The organism is Streptomyces sp. SID13031 (genome assembly GCF_010548305.1).
Taxonomy (GTDB): domain Bacteria; phylum Actinomycetota; class Actinomycetes; order Propionibacteriales; family Kribbellaceae; genus Kribbella.
Map to the genome: position 1 here is coordinate 1 of NZ_JAAGLV010000084.1, position 436 is coordinate 436.

Annotated in this window: 1 protein-coding gene; it reads right to left on the reverse strand. The window is 69.3% G+C overall.

Features of this window, described 5'->3' with window-relative positions:
* A partial coding sequence (locus G3I17_RS39340; RefSeq protein ID WP_203591365.1) for a hypothetical protein occupies positions 1-379 on the reverse strand: 379 nt, incomplete at its 3' end.
* Between the last annotated feature and the right edge of the window lie 57 nt (positions 380-436).

Sequence of the window (436 nt, forward strand, 5' to 3'; positions counted from 1 at the left end):
GTTCGCGTGAGAGGCCCCAAGCGTGAAGCTGCTCCAGGATGCGCTTCTCATTGGCGCGTCGGCCCTCGTCGACGAGCGCCTGAATGTGAGGTGGGTACCGGATCGGTACGAGGGCAGCCAAGGACGCCATCAGTGCGCCGGCCATCAGTGCCGCGACGAGGCGCCCTGCCGATTCGCCCGCCGTGTGACCTGCGGCCTGCCACTCCGCCTGGGCGTCGACGGCCGCCCACAGCGCGATGGTCGTTCCTGCCCACCCCGCGATGACGGCAATCTCGCGCAGCTGCTGCCCGGCCATCGAGGCTGCCGTGTCGTCCGGGCTGCTCTGCCGCACACGCTCGGGTTCTCGCACGACGCCGAGGCCGTAGACCACCAGGAACACCGTGATGAGTGTGAGCGCCTCGTTCAGGCTCAGCCGCGGGAGTGCATCAGTCCACGG